The sequence below is a fragment of the Arthrobacter sp. MMS24-T111 genome, from assembly GCF_054888995.1.
Genome location: NZ_JBTZRO010000002.1, coordinates 1 through 22,766 on the forward strand (window position 1 = coordinate 1; position 22,766 = coordinate 22,766).

The 22,766-nt window shown below is 64.5% G+C and carries 21 protein-coding genes and 1 pseudogene; 9 read left to right on the plus strand and 13 right to left on the minus strand.

The genetic code is table 11. The features are described from left to right. The 4 genes and pseudogenes from ACX5I6_RS19925 to ACX5I6_RS19940 form a co-directional block, all read right to left on the minus strand. A partial coding sequence (locus tag ACX5I6_RS19925) for a GGDEF domain-containing protein (protein WP_461841994.1) occupies positions 1–392 on the minus strand: 392 nt, incomplete at its 3' end. A gap of 193 nt (positions 393–585) precedes the next feature. After that, positions 586–867: pseudogene (locus ACX5I6_RS19930) on the minus strand (response regulator); the annotation flags it as partial. Then, on the minus strand, positions 864–4,160 hold the full coding sequence (locus ACX5I6_RS19935; RefSeq protein ID WP_461841763.1) for a PAS domain-containing hybrid sensor histidine kinase/response regulator: 3,297 nt from the start codon (positions 4,158–4,160) through the stop codon (positions 864–866). The pseudogene ACX5I6_RS19930 and the gene ACX5I6_RS19935, both read right to left, overlap by 4 nt. Before the next feature lie 452 nt (positions 4,161–4,612). Beyond that, positions 4,613–5,302, minus strand: a complete 690-nt coding sequence (locus ACX5I6_RS19940) for a hypothetical protein (RefSeq protein ID WP_461841764.1) — start codon at positions 5,300–5,302, stop codon at positions 4,613–4,615. A gap of 777 nt (positions 5,303–6,079) precedes the next feature. Between ACX5I6_RS19940 and ACX5I6_RS19945 the strand changes: the two genes are divergently transcribed. From ACX5I6_RS19945 to ACX5I6_RS19965, 5 genes are all read left to right on the plus strand, one after another. Continuing rightward, on the plus strand, positions 6,080–6,514 hold the full coding sequence (locus tag ACX5I6_RS19945) for an SRPBCC family protein (RefSeq protein ID WP_461841765.1): 435 nt from the start codon (positions 6,080–6,082) through the stop codon (positions 6,512–6,514). Positions 6,515–6,737: 223 nt separating this feature from the next. Further along, positions 6,738–7,169, plus strand: coding sequence for an ester cyclase (locus tag ACX5I6_RS19950; protein WP_223994909.1), 432 nt, complete (start codon positions 6,738–6,740; stop codon positions 7,167–7,169). 251 nt (positions 7,170–7,420) lie between these two features. Beyond that, positions 7,421–8,875, plus strand: a complete 1,455-nt coding sequence (locus tag ACX5I6_RS19955) for an amidase (RefSeq protein ID WP_461841766.1) — start codon at positions 7,421–7,423, stop codon at positions 8,873–8,875. Positions 8,876–8,947: 72 nt separating this feature from the next. Continuing rightward, positions 8,948–9,247 (plus strand): hypothetical protein, encoded by a 300-nt coding sequence (locus ACX5I6_RS19960; RefSeq protein ID WP_461841767.1) that lies wholly within the window; start codon positions 8,948–8,950, stop codon positions 9,245–9,247. Between the two features lie 265 nt (positions 9,248–9,512). Beyond that, positions 9,513–10,586 carry an alpha/beta fold hydrolase gene (locus ACX5I6_RS19965; protein WP_461841768.1) on the plus strand — a complete coding sequence of 358 codons (1,074 nt, stop codon included), beginning with the start codon at positions 9,513–9,515 and terminating at the stop codon, positions 10,584–10,586. A gap of 405 nt (positions 10,587–10,991) precedes the next feature. Here the strand turns inward: ACX5I6_RS19965 and ACX5I6_RS19970 are convergent, their stop codons facing one another. Further along, positions 10,992–11,600: a haloacid dehalogenase type II gene (locus tag ACX5I6_RS19970; RefSeq protein ID WP_461841769.1), complete on the minus strand. Its 609-nt coding sequence runs from the start codon at positions 11,598–11,600 to the stop codon at positions 10,992–10,994. Positions 11,601–12,339: 739 nt separating this feature from the next. Between ACX5I6_RS19970 and ACX5I6_RS19975 the strand changes: the two genes are divergently transcribed. Further along, positions 12,340–12,576 carry a hypothetical protein gene (locus tag ACX5I6_RS19975; RefSeq protein WP_461841770.1) on the plus strand — a complete coding sequence of 79 codons (237 nt, stop codon included), beginning with the start codon at positions 12,340–12,342 and terminating at the stop codon, positions 12,574–12,576. 279 nt (positions 12,577–12,855) lie between these two features. Here ACX5I6_RS19975 and ACX5I6_RS19980 read toward each other — a convergent pair whose 3' ends face one another. From ACX5I6_RS19980 to sigK, 7 genes are all read right to left on the minus strand, one after another. Continuing rightward, complete coding sequence (locus ACX5I6_RS19980; protein ID WP_461841771.1) at positions 12,856–13,194, minus strand: YciI family protein; 339 nt, start codon at positions 13,192–13,194, stop codon at positions 12,856–12,858. A 48-nt stretch (positions 13,195–13,242) separates the two neighbouring features. Next, a complete protein-coding gene (locus ACX5I6_RS19985) occupies positions 13,243–14,223 on the minus strand; it encodes a TIGR03086 family metal-binding protein (protein ID WP_461841772.1) in 981 nt (326 codons plus the stop codon). Further along, a complete protein-coding gene (locus tag ACX5I6_RS19990) occupies positions 14,220–14,609 on the minus strand; it encodes an ArsR/SmtB family transcription factor (RefSeq protein WP_461841773.1) in 390 nt (129 codons plus the stop codon). Before ACX5I6_RS19990 ends, ACX5I6_RS19985 begins: the two co-directional genes overlap by 4 nt. An 846-nt stretch (positions 14,610–15,455) precedes the next feature. Beyond that, positions 15,456–16,148 carry a fasciclin domain-containing protein gene (locus ACX5I6_RS19995; RefSeq protein ID WP_461841774.1) on the minus strand — a complete coding sequence of 231 codons (693 nt, stop codon included), beginning with the start codon at positions 16,146–16,148 and terminating at the stop codon, positions 15,456–15,458. Positions 16,149–16,846: 698 nt separating this feature from the next. After that, the gene (locus tag ACX5I6_RS20000) at positions 16,847–17,470 is read right to left on the minus strand and encodes a hypothetical protein (protein ID WP_461841775.1); all 624 of its coding nucleotides are present in this window, start codon (positions 17,468–17,470) and stop codon (positions 16,847–16,849) included. Continuing rightward, complete coding sequence (locus ACX5I6_RS20005; RefSeq protein WP_461841776.1) at positions 17,467–17,889, minus strand: DUF4383 domain-containing protein; 423 nt, start codon at positions 17,887–17,889, stop codon at positions 17,467–17,469. The genes ACX5I6_RS20000 and ACX5I6_RS20005 overlap by 4 nt, the downstream gene beginning before the upstream one ends. A 276-nt stretch (positions 17,890–18,165) precedes the next feature. Further along, positions 18,166–19,008 carry an ECF RNA polymerase sigma factor SigK gene (gene sigK / locus ACX5I6_RS20010; protein WP_461841777.1) on the minus strand — a complete coding sequence of 281 codons (843 nt, stop codon included), beginning with the start codon at positions 19,006–19,008 and terminating at the stop codon, positions 18,166–18,168. A 73-nt stretch (positions 19,009–19,081) separates the two neighbouring features. Between sigK and ACX5I6_RS20015 the strand changes: the two genes are divergently transcribed. Next, positions 19,082–19,768, plus strand: a complete 687-nt coding sequence (locus tag ACX5I6_RS20015; protein ID WP_461841778.1) for a TetR/AcrR family transcriptional regulator — start codon at positions 19,082–19,084, stop codon at positions 19,766–19,768. Between the two features lie 475 nt (positions 19,769–20,243). Then, positions 20,244–21,113: a ferritin-like domain-containing protein gene (locus ACX5I6_RS20020; RefSeq protein ID WP_461841779.1), complete on the plus strand. Its 870-nt coding sequence runs from the start codon at positions 20,244–20,246 to the stop codon at positions 21,111–21,113. 229 nt (positions 21,114–21,342) lie between these two features. On the opposite strand, the gene ACX5I6_RS20025 is transcribed toward ACX5I6_RS20020, so the two are convergent. Then, on the minus strand, positions 21,343–21,522 hold the full coding sequence (locus tag ACX5I6_RS20025) for a hypothetical protein (RefSeq protein WP_461841780.1): 180 nt from the start codon (positions 21,520–21,522) through the stop codon (positions 21,343–21,345). A 586-nt stretch (positions 21,523–22,108) separates the two neighbouring features. Here ACX5I6_RS20025 and ACX5I6_RS20030 point away from each other — a divergent pair. Then, on the plus strand, positions 22,109–22,699 hold the full coding sequence (locus ACX5I6_RS20030; protein ID WP_461841781.1) for a hypothetical protein: 591 nt from the start codon (positions 22,109–22,111) through the stop codon (positions 22,697–22,699). The last annotated feature ends 67 nt before the right edge of the window (positions 22,700–22,766 follow it).

Consider the following 22,766-nt stretch of genomic DNA (forward strand, 5'->3'; position numbering starts at 1 on the left):
GCGGCGTAGAGGGCCGCGTCGGCCTCACGCAGAACGTTGTCGGGCTCGGCGTGATAGTCGGCGAATGCTGCAATGCCTGCGCTGAGTGTCAGGTGGCCGGTTGGGTCTCCGGAATGGGTGATGTTCAGTGTCTGGACCGCTTGCAGGGCCCTTTGCAGCATTTCCTTGGCTCCTTGAGGCGTTTGCCTTGGCAGGACGAGCAGGAATTCCTCGCCGCCGTACCGGTACACGCCGTCGCTGGCGCGCGCGACTGTGGCGAGGGCGGCACCAACGGCCTGCAGGGCGAGGTCGCCTGCCTGGTGCCCGTAGATGTCGTTGTAGCTTTTGAAGTTGTCCACGTCGCACATCGCGAGGCAATATTCCTCGCCGTACCGGAGGCTGCGTGCGTGCAGTTGTTGGAGGTCTTCGGTGAAGCTTAAGGCGGTTGCTCAGACCGGTCAGGGGATCGGTGCGGGCTTGGTGGGAGAGCATCGTCCGATAGTGTGCCAGGTCGGCGTGGAGTGTGGTCACGCGCTGTGCCACGAGCAGCCGGGTATGCAGGACGAAGGGGTCCAGCGGCTTGGTGACGTAGTCGTCGGCGCCGGCCTCGAGGCCGGCGAGGACGTCGTCCCGGGATCCTTGCGAGGTCAGGAGCATGATGTAGGTGTACAGGTCGGTGGTCCGTGCCCGGATGGCGCGGCACAGCGCCAGTCCGTCCAGGCCGGGCATCATCCAGTCCGTGACCACCACGTCCGGCTGGTGTTCCAGAAACAGGGCCCACGCCTCATCGCCGTCACTGGCGGTGAGGCAGCTATGGCCGGAGCGTTCGACGGCGGCCTTGGCCACCAGCAGCGAGCCCGGGTCGTCATCTGCCACCAGGACCATCATGGGGCGACGTCCAGGGCACGATCGAGTTCGATATCCACCTGCTCAAGCTCCGTTTCCAACCTGCGGACCATCTCCGCAGCGTCGTCGTACTGCCCGGCCGATCCCAGAGTTTCCAGGTCGCCGCACAGGGCCGCAGCTGCCGTGGCTCCGATGTTGGCCGCGGCACCCCGGAGGGCGTGTGCGGCCCTGGTCACTGCGGGACCGTCGTGGTCGTTGATTGCTCTGTCCAGGGCGGCAAGCCGGTGCGGGACATCTTTCCGAAACGCTTCTGCCGCGGCGGGCAGCAGCCCCAGCCCGTCCACCGGTCCGAGGTCTCGAAGGATGGCCAGACGGCCCTGGTCGAGCCCGGCCCGAGGGGACGCTGGGTCACTGGCGGTCCGGCGGCCGGTGGCGGCCAGGGGTTCCCCGGGCACGAACCGTGTTGGCTGATCCGGGACCCACCGGGCCAGGACTGTTTCGAGGTCCGTGGCGGCAACAGGTTTGGAGAGGTAGTCGTCCATGCCGGCGGCGAGGCAGCGTTCCCGGTCCCCGTCGAGGGCCCCGGCGGTCATGGCGATGATGGGCAGCCGGCTGCTCGCGTTCTCGCGGCTCCGGATGATCCTGGTGGCCTCGAACCCGTCCATGACCGGCATATGGCAGTCCATCAGGACGGCGTCGTACCGCGTACTTTCGGTGCGGGCCACGGCTTCAACGCCGTTGGCGGCGACGTCCGCCGCGTAGCCCAACATCGTCACTGTTGCGCGGGCTACGAGTTGGTTGACTTCGTTGTCCTCGACGATCAGGAGTCGGCCGAGGATATGCCCTGGGCTCGCGGGCCTGGTGGCTGGCCGCTCACGCAAGGCCGCACTTGTCAGGGCCGTGAGCCTCTCGGCCGGGGTGCGTTGTTCGCTGGTGGACATCAGGCGGATCAGGCGGTTGTAGAACTCGGAGCTGCGGACAGGTTTCATCAGCCATTCCCGGACCCCGGCTTCGGCAATTGTTGCGCCGCTGATCTGCATGGTGGAGGTGAGCATGATCAGTTCCATGGTGGCCAGGGCGGGGTCGGCCTTGATGGAGCGGGCCAGGTCCAGGCCGTTGGTTTCGGGCATGCAGAGATCCAGTACCGCAAGATCGAAGGGTTCTCCCCGTTCTGCCGCGTCGCGGGCCCTGGCCAGGGCGGTCCGGGCGTCGGGCGCGGTGTCAGGCTGCAGCCGCCAGCCGCGTAATTGCGATTCCAGTACCAGTCGGTTGGTGGCGTTGTCGTCGACCACCAGTACCCGCAGCCCGGTGAGAATTTCGGCGGTCGGCAGGGGATCGGTCGACGGCGGTGCCACCGGCAGGGGGATACGGAACCAGAAGGTGCTCCCTTGACCGGGGGTGCTTCTCATCCCGATCTCACCGTTCATTGCGTCTGTGAGGCGGCTGCAGATTGCCAGACCCAGTCCGGTGCCGCCGTAGCGGCGGGTTGTTGAGGCGTCGGCTTGGGAGAATGATTCGAATAACCGGGCATGGTGTGCGGGTTCGATGCCGATTCCCGTGTCCCGGACTTCGAAGTGGACCATGCCGGCGGACCCGGGCCGGGTATCGCGTGTTTCGGCCTTTATTCGAATGGCTACCTCGCCGGCAGCGGTGAACTTCACAGCATTGGAGGCCAAGTTCAGCAGGACCTGGCGGATCCGGCCTGAATCCCCGATCAGTCTGCCGGGCAGGTCAGGCTCACAATAGGCGATGAGCTCCAACCCTTTGGTTTGTGCCGGCTCTGCCAGCAGCCCTGCGACTTCCTCGACCAGAACCCGGGGATCGAATGGGCGCAAGTCCAGATCCACCTTGCCGGCCTCCAGTTTGGAAAAGTCCAGGATGTCATTGATCAAGGCCAATAGGGCGTCACCTGCGCCTTTGACCCCTTGCGCATACTGCTTCTGTGTGTCATCCAGCGGGGTTTCGAGCAAGAGTGCGGTCAGTCCCACCACACCGTTCATCGGCGTGCGGATTTCATGGCTCATGGTGGCAAGGAATTCGGATTTGAGCCTGCTGGCTTCCAACGCAGCTGCCTTCGCGGCCTTCAGTTCGTCCTCGGCGGCCCGGCGGAGGGTGATGTCCCTGGCGATGACGGCGATGCCGCGAAGGTTCCCGTCTTTATTGATCGGTGAGACTGTCAGGGACACCGGGATGGGCGTCCCATCCTTCCTCACATGTTCGGTCTCGAAGTTCACCGCGGCGCCGCTTTCCCTCAGCCGTTCGAATATGTCCTCGGTCCGGTCCACGCTGCCGGGCGCCACGAGGATGCGCCCGTCGCGGCCGAGGGCCTCCTCGGCAACGTACCCGTACTGCACATGAGCCCCTGGATTCCAACTGGTAATGATGCCCTCCGGGGTGGTGCTGAAGATGGCGTCCGTGGAGGAATTCACGATCGCGCCCAGGCCCTCCAGCTCCGCGGTCCGGACGGCCACTTCCTTTTCGAGACCGGTGGTCAGGGTGAGGTTCTGAACAACGATCAGCACCTGACGGACCAGGATGAGGACGACCGTTATTCTGGCCACCACCAGCAGGAAGGTATTCATTTCCTGGACGTGCGGGCCGGCCAAGATAACCAGCGCCGCCAGGATCGGCGCGTAGGGGAGCAGTTCCAGGGCCAGGGCGAACGCCTTGCGCTCAGGCTGCGGGTTTTCCGCGTACGGCAGCAATGGTGCAAGCGCGATCAGGAGGAAGGCGCCAATCCACCCCAGGGCAAGGGGCGATCCCGTGACGCCGGTGACGCCGTCGAACGTGAGCCTGACGTAGGTGCTGTCGGTGATGGTCAGGGCGAGCAGCCCGCTGCCGAAGCACAACCAGGGGAGACGTTCGCCCGGTTGCCGGCGCATGGCCAGGACCAGGACCAGGGACGTGATGACCACGTCCACGACGGGGTATGCGACGCTGACAAGCACGGTCAGGGCGTCGCCTTCAGAGCTCAGGGCCGGCCCGAGCGCCGTGTACCAGCTGATCGCCAAGACCGAGCCGGCAATCACCGAGGCATCGAGTGCCGACCTGACCCAACCCACCTTGGCGGTGTCAGCCGGCCGCTTGAAGCTGAACAGCGCGGCGGCGGCAGGGATCGAATACGCAAGGAAGAGTACGTCGGCAACCGAGGGAAACGGATATGTGTTGTTGTTGGCGAGCCCGAAGTAAGTCCAGAGCGCCTGCCCCGCAGCCCAGGTAAACGCTGCCACAGCCAGGAGGGACCACGCCCGTGCATTCTCACCACGCCGGCCGGCCCTGCTGCAACTGATGCCAGCCGTTACAGCGGCCGCGAGGATGAGGAAATCGCCGGTCACCCTGGCGGCCGCGGTTCCGTTATTCCAATCGAAATACAATGCCAGCGCAGCCAGCAGTACGACAGCACATCCCGCGAGCCAAGCGAGCCTGGTTCTGCTTCGGCCTACCGGTTGAGGAAGTTCGAGGCGACCGTTCTGAGACACGTTGAGCCCTCCCAATTGGGCGCCTCGCACCCGCAAGAACTCGAGACCCGGGCCGCCCGAACACCCGGACGGAGACGCACACCCAAAATATATCCCTCCGACCTCAACTCCGAGGGCACCATGCCCGTGGGCGCGCAGAGAGGGCGGTCTTCTGTTCGGGCAGCGGGTGAGTGCACTTCGTGGCCCTTGTGGTGGTGAGGCCTGGGATTGGGGGCGGACGCCGGAGGACGACCCTGACTGTGGTGCCAACGTGGCCGCCGCGATGGCCCTGGTGGCCCGTGCCTGGGCCGCTGCACCACCCTGGGCTGTTATTGGCCAAGCAGGGAGACGGCGTGGGCGATGACCAACGCCAGCTGCACGAAGCCGCCGAAGGCTTCCAACCCCATCAGTCCTTTGGCCCGGGCTGAAAGCGGCATTGTATCCGTGGGGCTGAATGCCATGGAGTTGGACAGCGAAAAGTACAGATAGTCAATGAACGCAGCCGTCCAGCCGGTAGTGACCGAAGATCTGGCCGCAACTTCCTTGACAGCGTCGTGGTCTTCATCTTGCGGGAAGCGGAAGTCTGCTCGGGGCAGGTGGGGGCGCGGGGTGTGTCGGCGGGAGACGGGTCCGCCGCGGTCCAGTTCCCAATAGACCAAGGCGAAAGCGATCACGTTCGTTACCCATACCTGAAGTGCGGCGAGCAAAAGGGTGGGTCCGTTGCTGTTGGTTGTCGTCAGGGCAATGACCAGCTGAACCAAGGCAGCCTCGTTGGCCACGACCAGGAGGAGTGCCTGGCCAATGGAAAGAATTCGGGACCAGCGGGTTTCGCGGGTGAGCCGGCGAGGATTCAGGACCACCAGCGGAATCAGCAGGCCAAGGCCGACCACCACGACGACGTAGCGGACGCCCGGCAGGAATGTCGTCGGCAGCGTCCCGTACAAGCCCAGCGCAGCGAGGAGGCCAATCACGGCCGGCCAGCGATCCTCGGCTCGGCCCTGCATTTCGACTGAGATCATGATCAGGAGTCTAGGCTTGGTTGCCCCGCCAGGGCAGGTCAGGGCATTGAATGTGCGCCGAGTCGGCTTAGTATCAGCACCGCGTCGGGCCTTGAACCACCTGTGTTTCAGCCCTCTGCATACGAGTTCCCCGACACGGCGGGGAGGGGCATATCGCGCAGAAAGTCCACGGGTGTGCACCCCCACGAACCTCACCAGGTTGGAGTCGCTCGCTGCGGACTCCACGCTGTCAGCTCGTCCAATCTTTCGCTGACCGCCAGATTCCCGTGGCAGAAGTCGTCACAGGCCCGGCCAGACGCCTTGTACCGTCCACCCTCCACCCCTGGTAAAGGCGGCGACAACCGGTCCCAGCCCAACAAGGGTGTGCGGGTAAGTAGTCTGCCGCAACACCGCATGGCTGCACTCCAGACCCCGCAAAGCCTCCGCAGCCTTGGCCATGGCGTCCCTGGAGTTCGTGCCCGCAACCGTGAACCATCCAGCTCCGTGGTCGGTTCCGTACTCAAGAAGGAACGGCATAGACGAAAGCATTCCGCACCAAAACAGGTTCAGACAGGGCCGATGGTCCCTCTGGGTCGACCGCACGGATACGCTTCCACCAAGGTGGCGAACTGGGGCAGCAGTCCGGCACCTGAAGTAAGCCATCCTGACCCTGGACTTAGTCAACGTTCTCCTGAGAAGCTGGCCGACGTGGCCTGCCTCGGCAGGACGCCGCGAAACCGCCAGTATTGGTGGAATTGCGTGGTCGGTGACGTGCATTCCGTTGTTGGAAGGATAACTATGGCCCACGCAGAAAATCAGATCACCATCGACCGCTCACCTGAGGCGGTGTATGCGTTCCTCGCGGATGGATTGAACAACCCGAAATGGCGCTCGGGTGTTCAGGCCATCAGCCTGCGAAGCGGCGCTGCCGGCAGCGTCGGGGCCATCTACCAGCAGACGCTTACCGGTCCCGGAGGCCGTCCGGTGGCTGGAGACTACGAAATTACGGAAGCCCGGCCTGGGGAATACCTGGCGTTCCATGTCGTAGCTGGCCCGGCGCGTCCCGTCGGGGAATACAGACTGACCCAGGACGCCAGGGGGACCCTCGTGAGATTCACTCTCGATGTGCAGCCCAAGGGCCTCATGAAACTGGCCGGACCCTTGATACAACGCACCATGGGCGCCGAGGTCAGCCAGCTCACATCGCTCAAAGCCTGCCTTGAATCATCTTGACCGATGCGAAACGGCTGTGCGCCCATGGCTGCCCTGCGCACGCTGACCGTGTTTGTGGCGTCGATGCCTTCCGGACGCGGATCCTTGCCTTTTCTGTGTGCCTAACTTGTCTGACTTCACCCGCGACGGTGGTGGGGAGATAAGGGACCAACGACCCATTGACTGGTGCCTTGGCAGGTCTACCATGAACCGCGTCAGGACATTTTCAAGGAGGAGATGTGTGATGTCACGCGCTGAAGTTGAGGAGCTTGACGACCGCGGGATGGCGGCCTGGGACCAGCACGACACGGCCGGCTTCGCCGGCCTGCTGGCCGATAATTTTACCTTTTCGGATGTGATGGCCGCGGAGCCCTTCCACACGCGGGATCAGGTCCAGTCCTACATGGACGCGTGGTTCTCGGCCTTCCCGGATATGCACGTGAAGACCACGAGCAGGGTGGTCAGCGATGACGACGTGGCGGCGGAAGTGGAGTTCACCGGAACGAATACCGGTCCCTTGCGGATGGGAGACCAGGAAATTCCCGCGACGGGCAAGTCCGTGGTCGGGACAGGAACCTATTTTGCTTCCATCAGGGACGGCAAGATCGTCTCCTTCCGGGCTCATCCTGACGTCGCGTCGATGATGGGGCAACTGGGCCTGATGCCCGGAATGTAGCGGCAGCCCACGGTGGCTTGTGGCTGCCGGGAAATGGAACCGCGCACCGGCTCCGCCCGGTACAGCAGCATTTGGCTCCCTGGGAGGCCGTGCGAGGCAGCGAGCCGCACAGGCCCGGTCTTGCCGACGAAGTCGCCGAGGATTCCAACGGCCGACTTGAGCCCTGCAGCGTGGACTGTCCGCCCATAGTTTCCGGGCGTGGAACCGTGCGCTGACAGGGACTGTCGTAATGCCGCCCAAGGAGGGCCGCTGTGGATGAACAACTCCGCTGGATGGATGCAACGGAGCAGGCCGATTTAGTCCGCTCCGGCCAGGTCAGCGCCGGTGAACTGCTTGCGGAAGCGAGGGAACGCATCCGGGTGATGAACCCTGCCCTGAACGCCGTGATCGTCGAGCTGGACCCGGCGCACGACGGTTTGCCCGCCCTGGCCGGAAACACACCTCCTGACAACGGAGATCACTATCCGTTTCCTGGGGTGCCGTTCCTGGTCAAGGATCTCGCCCTGGAAATCGCGTGGACACCGTTTTCGGAAGGTTCGCGTTGGCTTGCGGGGAACGTCTCACGCACGGACCAGGAGCTCGCGCGGCGGTTCCGGCGGGCCGGGTTGGCCATCGTCGGCAAGACCAACACCTGTGAGTTCGGACTAAGTCCGCACTGCGAACCAATCCTCCATGGCCCAACGCGCAACCCATGGGACCTGGCTCTTTCCACCAGCGGATCAAGCGGCGGGTCGGCGGCGGCCGTTGCGGCAGGCCTCGTCCCGATGGCCCACGGAAACGACCTGGGCGGTTCACTGCGCTATCCAGCAGCGTGGTGCGGACTCTTCGGCCTCAAACCAACCCGGGGCCGGGTTCCGCTCGGACCGGAATATGGCGACATCGCGGGCGGCCTCGCGGCCGAGTTTGCGCTGACCCGCACAGTCCGCGACGCGGCTGCATTGTTGGACGCCGTAGCCGGACCGGCTCCCGGTGACCCATACTGCGCTCCGCCGCAGCAGCGCCCCTACACGGCCGAGATAATGACCGCGCCGGGACGCCTGAGAATCGCGGCCACGGCTTCACCCAACAGGGGCCAGTCAGTCCATCCTGACTACCAGCGGACCTTTGACGCGACGGTGAACTTATTGGTCAGCCTGGGCCACCACGTCGAAGAAGCGCATCCTGAACCGCTGGATCGTGCCGGACACCGAGCTCTCCGCGCCGTATACGGTGCCGCGGCCAGCTGGATCGAAGGGTACTGGACGAACCGGCAAGGGCGCGGGCCCGAACCGGGCGAAATCGAACCCTACACCGAGGTCCTGTTCGAACGCGGCCGCAAGGTCAGTGCCGCGGACTACCTCCAGGGCGTGGAGGAACTGCAGCGCTTTAGCCGGCGGATCGCCGGATTCTTCGATAATTACGACCTCTGGCTGACGCCGACGGTCGGCTGGCCACCGTTGCCGCTGGGCACGCTGACGGCGACCGTCGAGGACCCCCTCCGCGGCGAGCGGGAAGCTGGCCGGTTCCTGATGTTTGATGGCGAGTACGCCAACATCACCGGTAACCCGGCCGTGTCGATACCGTCGGGCACCGATTCCGCAGGGCTCCCCGTCGGAATGTCTTTCCTGGCCGCCTTCGGCGCTGAGGCAACCCTTTTCCGTCTTGCCGCGCAGCTGGAACGGGCCAATCCCTGGGCCGCGCGGCGACCAACAACCACGAGGCTGTAAATCCGCTTCCCCGGCCACCGAACAAAACAGCGACCCAGCGAGAAACAAGCGAGGCAGAAAATGTATCTAGGAATGTACACATTCAGGGGGAACCCGGCTGAGCTACTTGCCGGGCACGACCGCATGCTCGCCCTCCTTCCGGAAGGCCAACTGGACCTACACCTCTGCGTGGAAACGGAAGACGGCATCGCTGTCCTCGACAGCTGCCCGAACAAGGAAGTCTTTGACCGCTTCAGCAGCGGTCGACCATTCCAGCAACTCGTGGCCGCCGCCGGGCTGCCACCGGCGGAAATCCAGCACTTGGGCATCGTTAAGAGCTTCGTCCTGCCACCAGGGCAGAAGGAGGCAGCCAGACGCATCGACCAACCATAGAAGCACACAAACGCTTTGCGGAGCGGTATGAGCCGTTTCAGGTCCTCTTACGGCTGGTGACTGTTGGGGCGGAATCTCTCGGCCGAGTAGCTTTCGTCCCTTGCTACGGCGGTCATCGTGTGCGTATGCGACCGCGTATCCGGCAGTAAAGCCGCCAACGAAGAGCTAGCGGCACTCGGCACGAAAAACTCGAAGCCAGTCCGGAACGGCGGGACACCAGTCTTACTGGAATGAGTGCTTACTAAGTGGGAGGGCGGCTGAGCGGATGCCGGAACGGCAGCTGGCGGGAATCCCTGGTCTGCTGGCAGGCTGCGTTACTTTTGGTGTGCTGAGCGTCGGTTATCAGGTGATCGCTACGGAGCGCGACCGCCGCCGATTCCCTCCACCCGGGGAACTGGTGGACATCGACGGGCGCCGTTTACATCTTTGGCGCGCCGGACACGGCGCCCCGGCCGTGGTAGTGGTTACTGCGCTGGGCGCGGCCGCCCTTGAGTGGGCGGGGGTGCAGCGGGAACTGGCCCGCGACACAACCGTGTGCCTCTACGACCGTCCTGGCCTCGGGTGGAGCCCGGCCCGGACCCGGCCGGAAACTGTCGCGGGGATGGTTGATGACCTTGACCGGCTCCTGAGCGCCGGCCATGTTTCCCCGCCCTACCTTTTGGTCGGGCACTCGCTCGGCGGGATGGTTGCCCGGATCTACGCGGCCAACCACCCGGATCGGATGCTCGGGCTGCTTCTGGTCGATACCCCGCATGACCGGCAGTTTGAGCGTGTCGGACAGTTCCTCGACGCACGGGTCCGGGCACGGCGGCTGGCCGCCAGGCTGTTCGCCGGCGCCGGGCAGGTCGCTCCACGCGGTCTCGTCCGGCTCGGGGCGGACATCGGCATCGCCCGGAAAACCCGCGCCGAGGCACGCCAACGGTTCCCCGGAAGCCCGGTCGAGCTCGGGCTGGCACTGCAACTGCGGAACAGGCACCGCTGCTCTCTTCTCGGGGAGGTACACGCCCTCCTGACCGCAGGACCATACCTGAGAAACCATGCCCCCACCCTTGGCGATCTACCGCTCACAGTGATCACACGCGCGGCCTACCGGCCCGGGCCGGCAGGCTCCGGCAGGACTGCTGCCGGGACAATGGCGGCACTGACATTATGGGCTGACCTCCAATCAGAGCTCGCCCAGCTCTCAACCCGCGGCACGCTCGTCATAGCCGAACACGCAGGCCACCACATCCACCGCGATGAACCCGACCTCATCTGCCGCGCCGTTCGGGAGATCATCGCAGACTCCCAGCCCGGACCGCTTCGCCGAACATCGGACGGGCCGCCGGCCTCGCCCTGACGCAAATACGCGAAATTTTTGGCCCCTGTGCCGCCGGAGTAACCCCTGCACCCACGTCCAGACCCCTCTCTCCAACCAGCTGGCCGAACCGGTACAACGAGATTCCTGAACTGATCGCGATGCGATCCGGCGTCGCCGGCCTCCACGCCAACGCCGCCGGGAACGACGCAACCTTCGTTCCAGGACGAGTCTGCAGCTACATGTGAGTCACTCCTCTATGGGATGTTTGCTTCCAACTTCCGCAAGGTAGCGCGGAGTTGACTTCGTCCAGCCCGCTCCATTGCGACCGTAATTATGTCCTCGCACTTACGAACAGATCAGTGGCGAAGGGACGCCAGGACACGTCCGGACCAGCAGGAGGAACAAGGGCAGGCCGACATCGGCAGCATGTGCCGCTTGTGGACTTCAGTCTGCTCCTGTCAAGGCTGCACGAAGGTCGGTCAGGGATGTGATGGTGAAGTCGGGGGCCTCGAAGTAGCTTGGAAAACTGCCCCCGGTTCGGTTCAGCCACGCCGTGCGCAGCCCGGCACGGGCGGCGCCGTGGATATCCCACGGATGCACCGCGACCAACAGCATGCCGCCCGGGTCAGCCCCGGTAGAGGCAGCAGCATACTCATACGAACTCCGCGTCGGTTTCCACGCCGGTGCGTCTTCGACGGAGAGAAGCGCCTCAAAATCACCCCGGATTCCAGCCTCGGTTAGGAGTTTCCCGGCCATCTGGGCCGAACCGTTGCTGAGCGTGACCAACCGGAACCCTCCATCGGCGAGTGCCCTGATGCCCCCGGGGACGTCCGGATGGACCGGGAGGCTGTTCAGGCCGCCTATCACGTGGGTAACCGCTGCCTCGAGTGGGCGGTTAAGGTCCACACCGGTCAGGAGTGCCCGAAGTGCCTCGGCCCCCATGGCCGCGAACGATCCGTTCCCTCCACTGGCTGCTAGAGCGAAGCCGTCACGCAGCAGCGTCGCGAACCAGAGCCGGCCAGCTCGGTCGGTGCCCCGACTTCTCCGAAGCATTCCCTCATGGGAGACATATCCGACAGCGTTTCGTTGACATCGAAGACAATGACCGACGTGGCCGTACTCATGGATGCTCCCCTGTGATCGCGTGGACGTCTCCCGTCCCAGTCTGCCCCTCACCGAAGAGTGTGGAAAGCGGTACCGCAACCGGGCGACCTTTGCTACCCGCCATTTTGGAAGATGTGGCCCGGCGGTAATTACGCTCCGGGTTCTTGTTCTCGTTGGCGGTGGCTGCCATACAGATCGCGGTCAACGGCGGCTGCGTCTTCCCGTCCGCGGTGTCCTCGAACTCCGCAGTGGTTACACGCGGAAGCGGAGGTTCGGCGAGGCGGGCATCGATGTCGAGTTCTATGGTTGACCGGGCGTGGCTGGAGAGTACGAGGCGGTCGACGGCGGATCGTTCATTGTCCGAAAGGTCAAACGGACGGTCCGCCGCCGGCTCTGCCCCCGTGAGTAGGGTCCTACTCCCAACAGTATTGCCCTGACCACATGCTAACCCGAGGGTTTTGACCGGCAACCCAAGATCGGCTTAAGTTCCCGTCAAGAGTCACAATTTCTGGTTTATGGTGCCCTCGGCCAAGCCGGGCACCTACACCTGCCGCTCTGGACATGCACGGAACACTGAACATCAAATGAACCAGCACTCTGGCCCGGCCCCGAGGTAGGCGACACATGGCAGATGAGGGCTGGGATCAGGTGCGCCCGGATCAAGGCTGCAGATCTGATCCTTCGAATCTTGGCCGGCTCAGCCTTGGCCGTGGACGCCGTCGTGCACTCACAACTTGCCCCGGGGTACCAGTCCGCCGCCCCCGGCGGCTTTGGCGAAGGTAACCTCTTCCTCGCCGAAACCGCCGCCGCTGCGGGCTGGGGCCTGTGCGTCCTGATCTGCGGAAGCCGGCGCGCCTGGATCCTGTTACTGCTCTACCGCTACGTCGATGTCCCGGCGTTTGGGTCGTTTCCGGCCATGTACTAACCAGTCTGGTTCTTCGAAAAAATCTTCACGGCCCTGCCCAGGTGGCGCGCAGTAGCCTTACCCAAATTCTGAGGGCACATAGCGACCTATTGAGAGGCGTGGACGCGTGCCTTGCGTACCTCTCCGAAAACGCGGAATTTTAGGCCCGACGCCTCGCCCCGGCAGTCATGGGGCTGATCCAGGGCTGCGCCATCCAGGCGCTTCTGTACAAATTGGGGCGTGTCCGCCGACTACCGCGCGGCAGCGGCGGACATGCCTTCCGAAGTATTTGGCCCCGTGCTACATTCCAGGGATTTGCTGCGCTTCGTGGACCTCAATTTCGCAGCCGCCGGGCATGTCCAGGTGCGGATGGACCTTGGCGAGCTCGACGGCGGCTTCAAGGGTATCGGCCTCGATGATGCTGTATCCGGCGACCTCACGCTGGCTCGGTGCGGTGGTGCCGTCGGCGGAAACGCGGACACCGTTAGCCAGAGGCGTGCCGAAATCGATCAAGCCGTTGCCGACCTTGCCGGCCCAGACATTCCACTGCTCCATAACGGCGGCCATGTCCTCCGGAGCTGGCGGCGCGGCTTCTGCGGGGGTCATCGGGGCGTGGTAAATGAAGACGAACTTGGACATGGTTTCCTTCTTTTCTATTTATTCTTGCGATTACTGGGGTGCAGTACTTCAGGCGGCTACGGATCGGCCTGTGAATCCGATCAGACGTTCAAGGCTCCCGGCGGTCTCGGCGACGGGCTGGGCGGGGGCGAAGCTGCCGCTGGCCCGGACCTGTTCCGAGATGGTCAGTTGAGCAAGACCTTCGACGTAGTCGGTGACGACGTCAGACACGGCGAGTTCTTGGCCGGTTGCTGTGGCGAAGTCCCAGGCGTGCACGAGCAGCTCCAGGTTGATGATTCCGGCAACGACGGTGGCGGGGAGTTCGGCGAAGCCCATGTCGATGGTGCCCTCGACGCCGCGGCGGGTGAATGCCTCGAGGGTCGACTGCGCAAGTGCCGCGATGCGCACCTCGGGTGAGGAATTCGGGTGGTCCGTGACGTCCGCGCCGAGTGCCGCGCCGATCTGCTTCAGCGATCCCGCCAGGTGCTCCAGCAGCTCGTGGACGGTGAAGTCTACGCAGGGGGTTGCTTGCTCCCGGTCTGCCGGGGCGACCTTGCGCAGCACGCCCAGGAGCACGGCGAGGGACGCATCGGCCGAGCTGAGGGGATCGATCTGTGCGGGAGCGGCGGACCACTCGTCGGGCCCGGCCCCTGCCGGGGTGGACGTTTCGGCGACTAGGCGGCCGAGGTAGTGGTTCCATCCTTCGGCGTGCGCTGTGGCCTGTTCGGCGGTGAGTCCTTCGTGGACCAAGCGCAGCAAGGTCCCCTCGGCGTCCGGCTCCAGCGTGATGGTCACGGTCGACGCGCCGGGTGCCAGGTCCATCCCGGATTCCCAGCCCCACGTGAAGACGATCCGCTTGCCCGGGTCGATTTCTTGGAACGTCCCGGACGCGTGGTGGCCCGGGGTTACCGTCCAGCGGTATTCGCCCCCGATCCGCAGGTCTACACGGGCGGCGACCGTCTGCCAGCGACGCAGACGTTCCGGTTCGGTAATGAGTGCAAACGCCTCGTCAGCGCTGACGGGCAGGTGGATCGTTTTATCAAAGCTCATGGGAGGTCCTTAATGTGAAGTGATTTGGCCGAATGGTTTGCATCATGTTGCGGCCCTCTTTGCCTCTTGGTGGCCAAGGCGGCGGCATCTGCGGCCAGCAGATCCAGTTCGTCGGTCCAGAACTGCTCCACCAGCGCACGCAGCCGGCCCATGCCCACGGGGTCGAGCCGGTAATACCTGCTCCGCCCCTCCTTGCGGGCTGCCACCAGTCCAGCCTGCTCCAGTAACAACAGATGCTGGGAGACCGCGGAACGGCTCACCGCGAACTGGGCAGCCAGCTCACTCACCGCCTGCTCCCCGCGTGCCAGAAGATGCAACAACCGGCGCCGGTTCGGCTCCGCAGCAATCTCCAAGGCATCGAACACATCTAATACGTTAGTGGTCACTAACGTATCGCGCAAGGCCGCGCCACCAAACGCCCCCAATTGCGGCCCCGTTAGCTCATTCGGCGTTGATTCATGCAGAGTGGGTGGGGCGCTGTGAGGACGATCGCCGCGGGTCCAGTCCGGCCGGAGGACACCCGAAACACGGAGCGACAAAGGGTGTGTGGCGAAACGGGTACAACCCGAGCCCGAAACCGGGCCGGGGCGCCCGCCCACCTCATCGTTGGCGCGTGGGTTCTGAGCCGACGGATGTCCGGAGCCAGGCTCAAGGGACCTGGGACATGGTGTCTTGTCCCTCAGCAGCGGTGAGACGACGCTCGTTGCCTCGCGTGAGCAGCGGCCAAAAAAGTCATGACGGCGGTGACCCACAGGACCGGCACGTAGATGGCGAGGATGAACCATGACCCGTTCCTGGCTGTTTCTATCAGGTGGCCGCTGACCCCCGCCACCGTGGCGGACACGAGAAGGGCGGTCAGAGCTACGGCAACCGGCCTTCGTTTGGGGCCGGAACGAGGTACCAGGCCGCGATCATGGAATGGGCTACATATGTGAGGAGCGAGGCGACGAGGTTGGCTGTAAGAGTCCCGGCGGGGATCCGCGCCGCATAGTCTAGGCACGTCATCCGCTCTAAAACACGATGGATCCACGCGGCAGATCACCTTTGTACTTTGCGGATCTCGACGAGGACAGCCCGGCCCAGATCCTCGTGGCGAGAGCTTCTCTAAAACGCCTGAGGGCCTGAGCCGGTGCAGTACCGGCTCAGGCCCTCACGGCCTCCGTCATAACTTTCTGCGCCGACGCGTCGGGGCCGGCTATGACTTCCAGGTATAGACCGTGCGCAAACCTCTGTTACTTGGGCATGAGTACTGAGTCGATCAGGTAGACCGTGGCGTTCTTGGTCTTGACGCCGCCGCAGATGACGTTGGCGTTGTCCACCTTGAGGTTGTTGCCGCTGCCGGTGACGGTGACGGAGCCGCCCTCGACGGTGGCGTGGGTGCCGGCGATCTTGTCAGGGGTGATCTGGCCGGGAACAACGTGGTAGGTCAGGATCTTGCTCAGCAGGGCATCGTCCGTCTTGAGGGTGTCGATGGTGGCGGCGTCAATCTTCTTGAAGGCGTCATCCACCGGTGCGAAGACAGTGAATTCGCCGCCGTTGAGGGTGTCCACCAGGTTGACCTTGGGGTTGAGCTTGCCGGACACCGATGCGGTCAGCGTGGTGAGGATGGGGTTGTTGGATGCGGCGACGGCCACCGGATCCAGGGCCATGCCGGCTACGGAGCCTGCGCCCGTGGGAACCTGCTGGGCGTAGGCGGCGCAGCCCGGGCCGACCAGGTTTGCTGCCGAGTCCATGCTGCCGGCCGAGGAGCTGGCCATCGCGCTGGACGACGGTGAGGCCATGCTGGAGCTGGGGGCGGAGGACATCGGCGCCGAAGATGCCGATGACCCGGAGGTGCTGCCCGAACCGCCACACGCGGTGAGGCTGAGCAGAGCGGCCGCTGCAACGCCTGCGATCGTTAAGGTGGTGCGCTTGATTGTCTGCATTTGAGGTTCTCCTTGTGGTGGCATGGTACTGAGCCGGAACGATGATGGGCCGTGCTTGCCCGTGGTTTATCGACACCTACCGTTGACTGGTGCCTCAATGACTATTCGGCCGGGGCCAGGACGTGGATGGGTTAGAGCCAGGGAATTTTCGTGAACCCGCGCATCCCCACACCGGGCCGTCCTCGTGCCGGTGCGACACCGGGCCGGAAGATCTCTCATTGTCCTCGTGCTGGTATTGCGTGTCATTGAGCGGGTCCCGGTCTTGGGCTTGTTGGGGAGCGTCAGCAGGGCTGGGGCAGCAGAAACGTTTGCGTTTGCTCGTGGGCGGTGGGACGGCCAGCTGAGCCAGGATCCTGGGCAGTAAGTCTGCGGTGGGCTCAGCGTGTAGCGACCCGTAGGTAAGCAGCAGCGCTTCACGAGTTTGTTCGACGCGAAGGAAAAATTGGTGTCTTACCGGTTCGGGGCCGGATCGAAGAAAGTCCTCCACTGCCTGCTCGGCCTGGCTGCCCAGGCAGTCCGCGGCATACAGCTCGGCGAGATTCAGAACGCCGCCGCTGACCAGGTCATAGGTAATGTCTTCCATAAGTGCTTCCGGCCTGTCATCAGACGGCGAACCGCCTGTAAGCAGCGGAGGTGGACATTGCATTGCCCCGGGCTGACGTGGTCGGTACCGGCTCTCCCGTGAGCTGTGGTGTGGGTCAGTGGTGGTGGCCGGCCGGAGCATTCTGGGTGCTGCTGCGGTGTTCTCCATGCGGGACGGCGTGCTGGCCGGCTGCGGTTGCGGCGAGGCCGGGGGTGGTGATCGCCGCCACGATGAGCGCTGCAGCGAAGGTGACCGTCAAGAGGGGCCCCGCGGCGGCAGGACGATCACTCGGACGGAAGGTTTGGCGACCCAGCCAGCCCACGCAGCCAAGGATGACCAGTTCCAAGACGGCCGCACTCAGAGCGGTTCCATCGAGTGAGCGGGAAGATCCGCCGGGCCACCAGATCCTCAACGCGACGGCGGCCAGGTGCAGGAACACCCCGACGGGGGCCACGCGAAGGAGCACACGCGGCCAGGACGGGGCTCCGTTGCGGAGACTTTGCACCGCCCACATCAAGAGTGCCGCACCCCAGAGGCCGGCAGCGACCGTTCCTGCCATTGTCCAGGGACTTTCGCTGGCCGTGCTCAGCAATGTCGCGCTGGTCCCGAAACTGAGGGTAGCGGCCCCCAGGCCGGCGAACGCTGCAAGGTTCCTGACGGACTCGGCCAGAAGCAGACCCCGGACCGGGCTCTCACCCCGGGCCCGGAGCGGTGCCCCCGCCACGGCCGCGTGGTTCATGCCCGGCCGGCGCGGACGGTTGTGCGGCGGTTGACGGTCTTGTCCTGGGAGAGGCCCACGCCGAGCAGGAGCACGGCGCTGGCCAGGTGCAGGACGTTGTCCGCGCCGTTCAGGGCGATGATGTTCAAGGACGTATTGAGCAGGAACAAACCCACGATCCCGACCAGGAGGTACACCGCCCCGACCGTGGTGTTGACCGACCGGGAGGCGGGGACGGACTTCAGGCCGGCGGCCAGCAGTGCCGCGCCGATGGCGAGGTGGATGACGTTGTGCAGGGGGTTGACGGCAAAAATAATCAGGAGGGGTCCTTCGGTCGCGAAGAATCCGACGCCGGAGGTTACCGCGAATCCGAGAAGACCGACGAGCAGGTAAACGGAACCAAAAATGGTGGCAATCAATCGGTTGGGGGAAGTGCGCATGACACATGGACCTTTCAGAGCGGGGCCCCTCGCAGGGTCAAAGCGCAGGGCCGGTGGTGTCGTGGCCCCCGGACGGGGACCTCAACAACGATTCGGCGCCGCTCTTCCAGCGGATTGGCGCCTGCTCTCCTGGGTGTCGGCGTTGATAGCCACTTTCCGCGCCGCGGTACTCAGAGTCGCTGGTGGATTCCAAAAGGGAACCATCCGACCGACCCCCGGGCGATGCCGTGGAGCAAGCCGGTGGCACGTCCCGTTCCACGTGGACTTTTCGACGGGTCAATGGTTCAGGCCACTGACCGTGTCGGAGGGAAACGGTGCAGCAGGTTCGAGCTCCGTTCGGAGCCGCAGCAGGCCGCCTCTGATGCGCGATTTGATCGTCGGCAATGGCGTGGAGAGCTGTTCGGCGACTTCGCGGTAGGTCAGGCACCCAAAATAGGCCAGGACAATGGCCTCGCGCTGAAGCGGAGACAAACAACCCAGGCTCCGGTGGAGGACTTGTGCGTCCATTCTGTTGATGACCGTCTCCGACACCTGGTCATACGGCGCGTTCTCGGCGCTGGCCGCCCACCGCAAGTCCCGAATGCGGCTGTTGTGGTGCGAACGAACCCTGTCGACAGCCCGGCGATGCGCAATGGTCATAAGCCATGCCATCGGACTTCCCGCCGCCGGGTTGTACTTCGACGACGTTTGCCACACCGCGACGAAGATTTCCTGGGTTACCTCCTCGCTCAGCCCGTGATCAACGAGCACCCGTAGGACCAAGCCGAAAACCCGCGCCGAGGTTCGGCCATAAAAATCCCTGAACGCTTCATGATCGCCCTGCCCTGTCCGCCCCAGGAGATGCACCAGGAAATCCTTGGTCGTCTCGAAGGGCACGGGCTGTTGTGACTCTCTTGAACTGTTCATCGCGCCTTCAGCCGTCAGGGACGACCGCCCCCAGCGGGCAGCCATGATCCAGCAGGTAATGCAATCCGGCCACCCTGATGTGCGCGGGCTGCTGCCCCCAGGCCGTCGGCCAAGGCTGAACAGATCCCACGCCGCACCGTGCGTACCATGGCGTTCACCGGCCAGAACCTGGACACAGGCGCCAAACGGCTTATTCATCACCGGAGAGAACACCCGTTCTCCCTGGTGATGCTTAGACTAGAGAACAATCGTTTTCCACGCAAGCGACAAGAAAGAAACACTCACTGTGGCCTCATCCGAGTCAGTTGAGAATGGGGCCGTCCCAAGCAGGCCCGCTGATGCCGCCGCCAGAGAGCTGGTACTCGCGGCCGCCGGCCGACTGTTTTACGCCCGGGGCTTTACCGCGGTGGGGATGGATGAACTGCGGACAGAATCCGGTATCCCGCTCAAGCGGTTGTACCGTTTATTCCCGGCCAAGGAAGCCATCGTCGAAGAGGTCCTCCACCATTGGAAGGACGTCTGGACCGCCGGGATCACCGCCCAAGTCCAGGCAGCACAGGAGCCGCGCGAACAGCTCCTGGCGGTTTACGACTTCCTCGCCGGCTGGTTCACATCACCGGGATTCCGAGGGTGCGCGTTCATCAACTCCTTTGGCGAGGTCGGAGGTGCCTCCGGGCGCATCACGGACATCGTCAGAGAACAAAAACGGCACTTCCAGGACTACCTGGCCCGGCTGGCAGCCGAGGCCGGGGCACCCGATGCCCTGGCTCCGCAGCTTGCCATTCTGGCCGAGGGGGCCATCACCACAGCAGCCATCGCAGCCAGCGCCGAACCTGCCCACCACGCCCGCGCAGCCGCGGAAATCCTCATCGATGTCGCTTTCCACGCCACCCCCGTCGGCCTCAACAGCACAGGCAGCCCCACTGACGGCATTCCGTCATGTCCAACCCCCGGGCCAATGCCCGGCAAGTAGCGTGCGCCAGCCCAGCAACGACGCCCCTGCATGCGGTGATGTGAGCCCGTGTCGAGAATCGCAAGCTGCGCCAAAGCCCCGCTGACCCGCCGGCCTGGGGGTGCCTGGGGGCGCCTACGTCCTGTGGCGGCCTCCACGTGTTGCACCGTGCCGGGTGACTGCCGGCGGGCCGGCCCCAGCGGATGGGCCGAACCGCCCGTGAGGGCAGGTTCCCGGGTAGTGGCGGGCGCCGTTGCTTCTCTCTTCCTCATCATCGGCGGGGAGGGTACTGTAGCGCTTATCACGGCCGTTTTGGCTGTGGCGACGAGGGCACGTCGCAGCGCTGGGGTGCGCTAAAGGACCGAGTCCTGCCCCCGCCATTTCAATCTGAATGGCAGGAGAATGTTCCATGTTCGAACAGCGTTTCATAGTTGATGCAATTTCCCGCAGTGCCGAAAACGCGGTGGACCGACGCAGGTTTTTCCGGGCCGCGGGCATGGGCAGCATAACGGCCGGCGCAGCGTTTGTTGCCGCCTCCGCTGCCGCTTCCCCCGCCCTCGCGGAAGAAGACGGAGCGCCCAGTGACGCGGCGATCCTGAACTTCGCCTTGAACCTGGAATACCTCGAGGCGGAGTTTTACCTCCGTGCGGTCACCGGCACCGGCCTGCCGGAGAACATGACGACCGGCACGGGCAAGCGCGGCCCGGTCACCGGTGGACGGCAGGTGACCTTCAAAACCCCACTGATCCAAAAGTACGCCCAGGAAATCGCCGGGGACGAAAAAACCCACGTCGCCTTCCTGCGCAGCGCCCTGGGCTCCGCGGCAGTCTCACGGCCCAAAATCAGCCTTGACGACAGCTTCACCGCCGCAGCCCGGGCCGCCGGACTGATCGGTGCCCACGATACGTTCGATGTCTACGCCAATGAACTGAACTTCCTCTTCGGGGCGTTCATCTTCGAAGACGTGGGCGTCACGGCCTACAAGGGGGCCGCCCCTTTGATCAGCAACAAAACCTACCTCGAGGCCGCCGCCGGTTTACTGGCTGTGGAGGCCTATCATGCAGGGATCATCCGCACAACGCTCTACGCCCTCGGCGTGCAGACACCCGCCATTTACACCACCGTGCAAAAGATCTCCGACGCCCGCGACAGCTTGGACGGAACAACGGACCTCGACCAGGGCATCGGCACCGCCGCCACCGCCAACCTCGTTCCAACCGACGCGAACGGGCTGGCCTTCAGCCGGACCGCGGCCCAGGTACTGAACATCGCCTACCTCGACTCCGAGCAGGTCAGCTCGGGCGGCTTCTTCCCAGCCGGCGTCAATGGCAGCATCAACACCAGCGGCGATAACGACAACGACTAAAACAACCGAACAAGAAGCCGGGCCTGCACCGTATGTGTCCGGCACAAGAGAGACGCACCTTCGCCCACGCGGCAGCGTGGGCGAAGGTGCGTCTCCAGTCAGTGGGGGCCGTCACCTGATAGGCCCGATGGGCCGGCCAGGGACGGGCGATGCGGTGCGTTGCCAGCCGCCCCGCACCGCCGGGTCCCGCACTTCTCCCGGCCCCCGGCCGCCCTGGTGCCCGTGAGGCTTAGTCGGAGCCGGTGTCCTGCGCCTCGAGGTGTTTGGACATAGCCTCAACGGCCTGGTTCCAGCGAACTGCAAGGGCTTGTCGGCTCAGCGGTTCGAACATGCCCGACAGCACCCTCTCCAAGGCATCGTAGGCAGCGTCTTTGACCCGTTCCTGGGCCGCAGGGCTGTAATAGTTCATGTCCATAATTCGGCACGGAGACAACAAAAGATGGGCTCCTCCGGGACGGAAGCACCCGGGGCAACCTCCGCGCAAACACCGGGGATAAAAGATTCAACCACCTTGGAGTGGTTCCGACCGATCCGACTCTCTCCCATGAGGTGTGGTGTGTCATTGATGGTGGCCGGGCAGCGGATTCGGGATGGTACCTCCGTGTTTTCCCTGCAGGACGGCGTGCTGGCCGGCGGCGGTTGCGGCGGTTGCGGCGATTCCGGGAGTGGTGATCGCGCTAGGCAAGGACGGCGGCATGCATGCCAGCAGCAGGAGTCCTCAGCCTGCGGCAGGGCGGGTCGAACTGGGTTCAATGCCGGTGGTCGCCGGCCCATGTCCAGAGACGGCCCGACACCGAGGGCACTCCGACCCAGGAACTGGTGCCAACAGGAATCCCCGCGCGGAAGCGGTTCCGTCGATCGAGCTGCCCGTCCACGGCCCCCGCGGCAACGAATCGCAATAAAGGGCGCGATAAGGTGTCGGCCGGAACTACCTTCCGAAAGGTGTGTGCTTCATGGGACGAGTCAGTCCGCCCACACGATCACGATCACGTCCGGTGCTCTTGCCCGCTCTCGCCTGGCTGACGATGCTGGTCCTGGCAAGATGCGGGGCCGGTCCGGGAAACCCCGTACCCGGTCAGGGTTCTTCGGTAGCCGCATCCGCCTCGGCAGCTTCCGCCACGGCGTCGCCACCCTCCGATATTCCCGCTACGGACGCGGGAGGGCCCTCGGCGGCTGCGTTGATGGTCTGCGCGGACGAAACCCGGGGTAACATCAGCCGGATCCTAGCCCTCCCCACTGCTCCTCGTACCACGGCGTCCTGGGCGGGCAAGCTCTACACCTGCACCTATGCGCTTCCGGCCGGGTCCCTCGTCCTCTCGGTCAAAGAAGCAGCGGACCCGGATACCGCCCGCGCCACGTTCCAGGACCAACAGCGGACCACACCCGCTGCCGCCCCGATCGAAGGATTGGCCAACCTCGGATTCCCGGCATTCCAAACGCCCGCCTCCGCCGTTTTCACGAAGGACAACTTCGTGTTGACCGTGGACGCGGCAGCCCTCCCGGAAACAGTGGGACCAAACCACGTCACGCGCGCCGCGTTCGCCTACCAGGTCGCGACTACGGTACTGGCCTGCTGGTCCGAATAACATCTCCTGCCGGGTTGGAAAACTTAGGGTCCACGGTTCCATGGGCAGGTCAAAACTCGGGGCCGGT

Bases quoted from the DNA above. Each gene is read 5' to 3' on its own strand.
- ACX5I6_RS19985 (WP_461841772.1), bottom strand. From the start codon at position 14,223: ATGAGCTTTGATAAAACGATCCACCTGCCCGTCAGCGCTGACGAGGCG.
- ACX5I6_RS19980 (WP_461841771.1), bottom strand. From the start codon at position 13,194: ATGTCCAAGTTCGTCTTCATTTACCACGCCCCGATGACCCCCGCAGAA.
- ACX5I6_RS19945 (WP_461841765.1), top strand. From the start codon at position 6,080: ATGGCCCACGCAGAAAATCAGATCACCATCGACCGCTCACCTGAGGCG.
- ACX5I6_RS19995 (WP_461841774.1), bottom strand. From the start codon at position 16,148: ATGCAGACAATCAAGCGCACCACCTTAACGATCGCAGGCGTTGCAGCG.
- ACX5I6_RS20005 (WP_461841776.1), bottom strand. From the start codon at position 17,889: ATGCGCACTTCCCCCAACCGATTGATTGCCACCATTTTTGGTTCCGTT.
- ACX5I6_RS20020 (WP_461841779.1), top strand. From the start codon at position 20,244: ATGGGCAGCATAACGGCCGGCGCAGCGTTTGTTGCCGCCTCCGCTGCC.
- ACX5I6_RS19965 (WP_461841768.1), top strand. From the start codon at position 9,513: ATGCCGGAACGGCAGCTGGCGGGAATCCCTGGTCTGCTGGCAGGCTGC.
- ACX5I6_RS19970 (WP_461841769.1), bottom strand. From the start codon at position 11,600: ATGCTTCGGAGAAGTCGGGGCACCGACCGAGCTGGCCGGCTCTGGTTC.
- ACX5I6_RS19940 (WP_461841764.1), bottom strand. From the start codon at position 5,302: ATGATCTCAGTCGAAATGCAGGGCCGAGCCGAGGATCGCTGGCCGGCC.
- ACX5I6_RS20000 (WP_461841775.1), bottom strand. From the start codon at position 17,470: ATGAACCACGCGGCCGTGGCGGGGGCACCGCTCCGGGCCCGGGGTGAG.
- ACX5I6_RS19950 (WP_223994909.1), top strand. From the start codon at position 6,738: ATGTCACGCGCTGAAGTTGAGGAGCTTGACGACCGCGGGATGGCGGCC.
- ACX5I6_RS20025 (WP_461841780.1), bottom strand. From the start codon at position 21,522: ATGAACTATTACAGCCCTGCGGCCCAGGAACGGGTCAAAGACGCTGCC.
- ACX5I6_RS19960 (WP_461841767.1), top strand. From the start codon at position 8,948: ATGTACACATTCAGGGGGAACCCGGCTGAGCTACTTGCCGGGCACGAC.